We start from the raw sequence: 6,919 nt of genomic DNA on the forward strand, positions 1-6,919 counted from the left end.
GGGGTGCCGGCCCCGCCCGCCTGCCTTCAGGCCCCGCCCGGCACCGGGGGGGCTTGCCCGGGTCCACCGGGGGCAGTCCGCTTTGCTGTGTGGCCGGAATGACATTTCTTGCTGGTTACGAACTTAAAGACCATGTGAAAACTCCTGGTACCCTGGCGCCCGTTGAGACTGAGTTTCTCCGCCTGATGGTCACATCTGCGCGATCAGTCGCCTTCCATGAACGGCCGGCGGGGGCTTGGGCGTTTGTGTGCGAAAGAAAAGCCTTGAGGTCGGCCACGTGCCGGGGGACTGGTCTGTCCGAACTGACATCCACTTCCCCTCACCTCGAACAGTGCGCCCACGAGGTGCTGAAGGGGAGGGTGGCCATGTCTGGCGCCAACAACCAACCGATACCCGCCGCGAAGCCTGTCATCGGTGAGGACGAGATCGAGGCGGCGGTACGCGTGCTCCGCAGCGGGCGCGTCGTTCAGGGCCCCGAAGTCGCCGCTTTCGAGGAGGAGTTCTCGGAGCTGGTCGAGGGGCGGCACTGCGTCGCCGTCAACTCGGGCACCTCGGCGCTTCATCTGACCCTGCTCGCCCTCGGTATCGGACCGGGCGACGAGGTCATCGTCCCGTCGTTCTCCTTCGCCGCCTCCGCGAACGCCGTCCGCCTCGTCGGGGCCGACGTGGTCTTCGCCGACATCGAGCCGGGCAGCTTCGGGCTCGACCCGGCAGCGGTCGAGGCCGCCATCACGCCGCGCACCGCGGCCATCATGCCGGTGCACCTGTACGGCCACCCGGCCGCGATGGACCGCTTGATGCCCCTCGCGCAGCGGCACGGTCTCGCGGTCGTCGAGGACGCCTGCCAGGCGCACGCCGCCGCGCTGAACGGCACCCCCGTCGGCGCCTTCGGCACGGCGGGCACCTTCAGCTTCTACCCGACGAAGAACATGCACGCCCTGGAGGGCGGCATGATCACGACGGCCGACGCCGAAGTCGCCCGCACGCTGCGCCTGCTGCGCAACCAGGGCATGGAGCAGCGGTACGCCAACGAGATCGTCGGCGCGAACATGCGGATGACCGACGTCGCGGCCGCCATCGGCAGGGTCCAGCTCGGCAAGCTGCACGGCTGGACCGAGCGCCGCCGCGCCAACGCCGCCTACCTGGACGAGCACCTCACGGGGCTCGTCACGCCGCCTGTGGCCGAGGGCGCCCGGCACGTCTACCACCAGTACACCGTGCGCGTCGAAGGAGACCGGGACGCCGTACAGGAGCAGCTCACCGCCGCCGGTGTCGGCAACGCGGTCTACTACCCCACCCCCATCCACCGGCTCAAGCCGTACTGGGAGCCGGACCAGAAGGCCGGCCGTACGTGGGACCTTCCGGAGACCGAGCGCGCGGCGGCCGAGGTCGTCTCGCTGCCGGTCCACCCCTCGCTGACCGAGGGCGAACTCGAGCGCATCGTCGCCGCTGTGAACGGTCTGGGGATCTGACGTGAACGCTATGAAGCCGCTGCGGGCCGGACTCGTCGGCCTGGGATCGATGGGACGCCACCACGCGCGCGTCCTCGCCGGCCTCGACGGGGTGGAACTGGTCGGCGTCGTCGACCCGATGGGGGACAAGAACGGCTGGGCCCAGGGCGCTCCCGTACTGTCCACCGTCGAGGAACTGCTCGAACTCGGCGTCGACTACGCCGTCGTGGCCTGCCCGACGGCCCTGCACGAGGAAGTCGGTCTCCAGCTCGCCGGGGCCGGTGTCGCCGCACTGATCGAGAAGCCGGTCGCCGACTCGGTCGAGGGCGCCCGCAAGCTGGTCCAGGCCTTCGAGTCGCGCGGCCTCGTGGCCGGTGTCGGTCACATCGAGCGCTGCAACCCGGCGCTGCGCAGCCTCCGTTCCCGTCTCGAGGCCGGTGAGCTGGGCGAGATATTCCAGGTGGTCACGCGCCGCCAGGGCCCGTTCCCGCACCGCATCGCCGATGTCGGCGTGGTGAAGGACCTCGCCACCCACGACATCGACCTGACGGGCTGGGTGACCGGCCAGACGTACACCTCGATCGCCGCGCACACGATCCACAAGAGCGGCCGCCCGCACGAGGACATGGTCTCCGCCGTGGGCCGGCTGTCCGGCGGTGCGATGGTCAGCCATCTGGTCAACTGGCTGAGCCCGCTCAAGGAGCGCTTCACCTCGGTCACGGGCGAGCGCGGCACGTTCATCGCCGACACCCTCACCGCGGACCTGACCTTCTACTCGAACGCCGCCGTGACCACGGAGTGGGAGGCGCTGCAGGCCTTCCGCGGGGTGTCCGAGGGCGACATGATCCGCTACGCGATACCCAAGCGCGAGCCGCTCCTCGTGGAGCACGAGCTGTTCAGGGACGCGGTCCTGGGCGAGCCCGCGGACATCTGCACGCTGCGGCAGGGGATGCGCACGGTCGAGGTGGCCGCGGCCGTGCTCGAATCCGCTGCGACCGGACGCTCGATGGAGCTCAAGGCGGAGGAGTTCTCGGGTCATGGCGTCTGAGGTCACGCCGGTGCCGTCGCGGGGCCGGATCGTCATGCTGGTCGACAACGGCGTCAACGGCGATTCCCGAGTGCAGAAGGAAGCCCGTTCGGCCGCCGAGGCCGGCTGGGATGTCGTTCTGCTCGGCCGGTCGCCGGACAAGAAGGAACACACCTGGCAGATAGGCGACGCGCAGGTGCGCCTCGTGCGGGTGCCGGCACCGCTGAGGCGCCGTCGGCACGAGTACCGGCGTGCGATCCTGCGCGCTCCGCTCGCCTACAAGCCCGGTCCGCTCGCCGCGTATCGCAAGCAGAAGATGAAGGCCTGGCGCGCCGATCTGAGTATCAGGCTCGTGCTCGCCCGGCGCAGCGGCGGACTTGCCGCGCTGCGCCTGCTGCCCGCGCGCCTCGCCGCCAGGCTGCTCAGCCGCTGGGTGGGGCTGCGTCATCGGCAGACGCGGCGGCTCGACGAGCGGCGCAAGGCGATGACCTCGCCTCTCGACCGCTTCACCACGGCCTTCTGGCAGCGCACCATGGGCGACCGCGCCTGGCGCAGGCTCGACCCTGGCCTGTGGGACTACGAGCTGGCGTTCGGCAAGGAGATCGACGCGCTCAAGCCGGACGTGATCCACGCCAACGACTTCCGGATGCTCGGTGTCGGCGCACGGGCGAAGCTGCGGGCGTCGGCCAAGGGCCGCACCATCCCGCTGGTCTGGGACGCGCACGAGTTCCTGCCCGGCCTCAAGCCGTGGGACCCGCACCCCCGTTGGCATGTCGCGCAGTGTGCCCATGAGAAGGAGTACGCGCGCCACGCGGACGCCGTGACCACCGTCTCGGAGACGCTGGCCACGATGCTGGCCGAGCGGCACGGACTCTCCGAGCAGCCCGCCGTGGTCCTGAACGCTCCCGACGGCGAGATCTCGCCCGAGCAGGCGGCCGAACCGGTCCCCGACCTGCGGGAGCAGTGCGGTATCGGCCCTGAGGTCCCGCTCTCCGTGTACAGCGGTGCGGCCGCGCCCCAGCGCGGGCTCGACATCATGGTCGAATCGCTGCCCCGGCTCGAGGGTCTGCACGTGGCGTTCGTCGTGCTGCGGCCGAACTCCGACTACATGCGGAGCCTGCGGACGCGCGCCGAGGAACTCGGGGTGTCGGAGCGGGTGCACATCCTGCCGTACGTCCCGCACTACCAGGTCGTGCCGTTCCTCGCCTCCGCGGACATCGGCGTCATCCCCATCCACCACTGGCCGAACCACGAGATCGCCCTGATCACCAAGTACTTCGAGTACTCGCACGCGCGTCTGCCGCTGATCGTCAGCGACGTGAAGACGATGGGCGACATGACCGTCAAGACCGGTCAGGGCGAGGTCTTCGAGGCGGAGAACGTGGACGCCTACGTCCGGGCGGTCGAGGCCGTGCTCAAGGACCCCAAGAAGTACCGGGACGTGTACGAGACGTCGGGCCTGCTCGAGCAGTGGACCTGGGAGCACCAGGCGGCGGAGCTGGACGCGGTGTATACGAAGCTGGTGACGGGATCTTCCAGGGGAGAGAGATGAGCCGAACCCCCGATGTCACCGTGGTGGTGGCGGTCTACAACACCATGCCCTACCTCACGGAGTGCCTGAACTCCCTGGTGGAACAGAGCATCGGTCTCGACCGCCTGGAGGTCGTCGCCGTCGACGACGGATCCACGGATGACAGCGGTAAGGAGCTCGACCGCTTCGCCGAGCGTTACCCGGACACCTTCAAGGTGATCCACCAGGCCAACTCCGGTGGCCCGGCCGCCCCCAGCAACCGTGCTCTCGACGTGGCGAGGGGACGGTACGTCTACTTCATCGGCGCGGACGACTACCTCGGGAACGAGGCGCTCGAGCGCCTGGTCGCCAGTGCCGACGAGAACGGATCCGACGTCGTCGCCGGCAAGATGGTCGGCACGAACGGCCGCTACGTACGCCAGAAGCTCTACGAGGCCAACGCGTCGTCCCTCTCGCTGTTCGACTCGGATCTGCCGTTCGCGCTGGCCAACACCAAGTTGTTCCGCCGCGAACTGGTCGAGAAGCACCAGCTGCGCTTCCCCGAGGACCTGCCGGTCGGCAGCGACCAGCCGTTCACCATCGAGGCATGCTTCCGGGCCCGCAACATCTCGGTCGTCGCCGACTACACCTGCTACTACGCGGTGAAGCGCGGCGACGCCAGCAACATCACGTACCGGGCGAACCACCTGGCACGGCTGAAGTGCACCGCGGAGATCATGCACTTCACGGCCGGGCTGATCGAGGCCGGACCGCGCCGTGACGCGGTGCTCGACCGGCATTTCACCTGGGAGCTCGCCAAGCTGATCCAGGACGACTTCCCGGACCTCGACCGCAGGACCCAGCAGGAGGTGTGCGCCGGCATCGGCGAGCTCGCCGACGCGTACTTCACCGAGGCACTGCGCGACTCCATGGACGTCAAGCGCCGTGCCCGCCTCTGCCTCGCGCAGGCGGGAGCGGTGGACGAGCTGACCGAGGCGATCAGGGACGAGGCGCGCCGTGGCACGCCGACCTTCCACGCCGAGGGCAGCAGGGCGTACGCCGCCTACCCGGGCTTCCGCGACACACGGCTCGCGCTGCCGGACCGCTCCTTCGAGCTGAGGGAGGAGAAGGTGCCGGGGCGGCTCGCCAAGGGCACCAAGCTGCTTGCCGCCGCCTGGGAGCAGGAGGGCGACGGCCTGCACGTAGCGCTCTCCGTACGCATTCCCGTCACCGGGGACACCGAGAGCGCCGTGATCCGGCTCGCCGATGGCGCCATGCCCAAGAGCGCGGACAAGCCCGGGGCGATGGTGGTGCCCGATGACCGTGAACTGCCCGATGCGGTGGGCGAGTTCCGCACCGAGGCGGACCTCGAGGGCACGGTGCTGCACGCCCGTATACCGGTCGGCGCGATCCATGCCACCCGAGGCGTTCGCGTGTACTTGCGCCTGGCCGGGCGTACGTACGAGATACCGGTCAGAGGCAAGGGCGAACCGATGCCGCTGGCCAGACGGTGGCGGCGCGAGGAGCCGTACCGGGTGTCCGCCACGGTGAACAAGAAGGGCCGCATGGTGATCACCACGGGTCCGCTGTTCCCGGTCCAGAAGTCACTGGGATCGCGGCTGCGCTCCCGGCTGTTCGGCTCCAAGAGGAAGTAACCACCACTCATGAACATCTGCGTAGTCGCCCTGGGCAAGATCGGGCTGCCGCTCGCCGTGCAGTTCGCCGCCAAGGGGCACCGGGTGATCGGCGCCGACGTCAACGAGAAGGTCGTCGAGCTGGTCAACGCGGGGACCGAGCCCTTCCCCGGCGAGTTCGACCTCGACCGCCTGCTCAAGGAGACCGTCGGCGCGGGACTGCTGTCCGCCACGACGGACACGGCCGCGGCGGTGGCCGAGTCCGACGCCGTCGTCGTCGTGGTGCCGCTGTTCGTGGATGCCGAAGGCGTGCCGGACTTCGGCTGGATGGACGCCGCGACCAAGGCGATCGCGGCCGGTCTCAAGCCGGGAACCCTGGTCTCCTACGAGACCACGCTGCCCGTCGGCACCACCCGTGACCGCTGGGCGCCCATGCTCGCGGAGGGCTCCGGTCTGACCCCGGGCGAGGACTTCCACCTGGTCTTCAGCCCCGAACGCGTCCTGACCGGGCGGGTCTTCGCCGACCTGCGCCGCTACCCGAAGCTCGTCGGCGGTATCGACGAGGCCTCGGCGCGCCGTGGTGTGGAGTTCTACGAGGCCGTGCTCGACTTCGACGAGCGTGAGGACCTGCCGCGCCCCAACGGCGTCTGGGACCTGGGCACTTCGGAGGCCTCCGAGATGGCCAAGCTCGCCGAGACGACGTACCGCGACGTCAACATCGGTCTGGCGAACCAGTTCGCGCGCTTCGCCGACAAGACCGGCATCGACGTGAAGAAGGTCATCGAGGCCTGCAACTCGCAGCCCTACAGCCACATCCACCAGCCCGGTATCGCGGTCGGCGGCCACTGCATCCCGATCTATCCGCGGATGTACCTGTGGAACGACCCCGAGGCGACCGTCGTGCGCTCCGCACGCGAGGCGAACGCGGCGATGCCGTCCTACGCGGTGGATCTGCTCGCAGCCGCGTACGGCGACCTGACGGGCGTGAACGTCCTGGTCCTGGGCGCGGCCTACCGCGGTGGAGTCAAGGAGACGGCCTTCTCCGGCGTCTACGGCACCGTCGAGGCGCTCAAGGAGCGCGGCGCGGTCCCGTTCGTCTCGGACCCGATGTACACCGCCGACGAGCTGACCGCCCACGGTCTGCCGCCGCACAACGGTGAGCAGGTCACCGCGGCGGTCCTCCAGGCCGACCACGCCGAATACCGCGAGCTCGCCGCCGCCGACCTGCCGGACGTGCGCGTCCTGGTCGACGGCCGCCGCACCACGGACCCGGCCCGCTGGGCAGGCGGACGCCGCC

5 protein-coding genes are annotated in these 6,919 nt (G+C 69.7%); all 5 read left to right on the forward strand.

The window, feature by feature from the left end:
• The first annotated feature begins 365 nt into the window (after nt 1-365).
• On the forward strand, nt 366-1,472 hold the full coding sequence (locus JAO81_RS32950; RefSeq protein ID WP_199551644.1) for a DegT/DnrJ/EryC1/StrS aminotransferase family protein: 1,107 nt from the start codon (nt 366-368) through the stop codon (nt 1,470-1,472).
• A 10-nt stretch (nt 1,473-1,482) separates the two neighbouring features.
• The gene (locus JAO81_RS32955) at nt 1,483-2,499 is read left to right on the forward strand and encodes a Gfo/Idh/MocA family protein (RefSeq protein ID WP_199551665.1); all 1,017 of its coding nucleotides are present in this window, start codon (nt 1,483-1,485) and stop codon (nt 2,497-2,499) included.
• On the forward strand, nt 2,489-4,030 hold the full coding sequence (locus tag JAO81_RS32960; protein WP_233416264.1) for a glycosyltransferase family 4 protein: 1,542 nt from the start codon (nt 2,489-2,491) through the stop codon (nt 4,028-4,030). Before JAO81_RS32955 ends, JAO81_RS32960 begins: the two co-directional genes overlap by 11 nt.
• Nucleotides 4,027-5,643 (forward strand): glycosyltransferase, encoded by a 1,617-nt coding sequence (locus JAO81_RS32965; protein WP_199551645.1) that lies wholly within the window; start codon nt 4,027-4,029, stop codon nt 5,641-5,643. The genes JAO81_RS32960 and JAO81_RS32965 overlap by 4 nt, the downstream gene beginning before the upstream one ends.
• A 9-nt stretch (nt 5,644-5,652) precedes the next feature.
• Nucleotides 5,653-6,919, forward strand: a 1,267-nt coding sequence (locus JAO81_RS32970) for a nucleotide sugar dehydrogenase (RefSeq protein ID WP_199551646.1), incomplete at its 3' end; no start/stop codon positions are given.

The sequence above is a fragment of the Streptomyces sp. N35 genome (genome assembly GCF_016464295.1).
Classification (GTDB): Bacteria; Actinomycetota; Actinomycetes; order Streptomycetales; family Streptomycetaceae; genus Streptomyces.

Excerpts from the sequence above, each read along its gene's own strand:
- JAO81_RS32950 (WP_199551644.1), top strand. The coding sequence starts at position 366 with ATGTCTGGCGCCAACAACCAACCGATACCCGCCGCGAAGCCTGTCATC.
- JAO81_RS32955 (WP_199551665.1), top strand. The coding sequence starts at position 1,483 with ATGAAGCCGCTGCGGGCCGGACTCGTCGGCCTGGGATCGATGGGACGC.
- JAO81_RS32965 (WP_199551645.1), top strand. The coding sequence starts at position 4,027 with ATGAGCCGAACCCCCGATGTCACCGTGGTGGTGGCGGTCTACAACACC.
- JAO81_RS32960 (WP_233416264.1), top strand. The coding sequence starts at position 2,489 with ATGGCGTCTGAGGTCACGCCGGTGCCGTCGCGGGGCCGGATCGTCATG.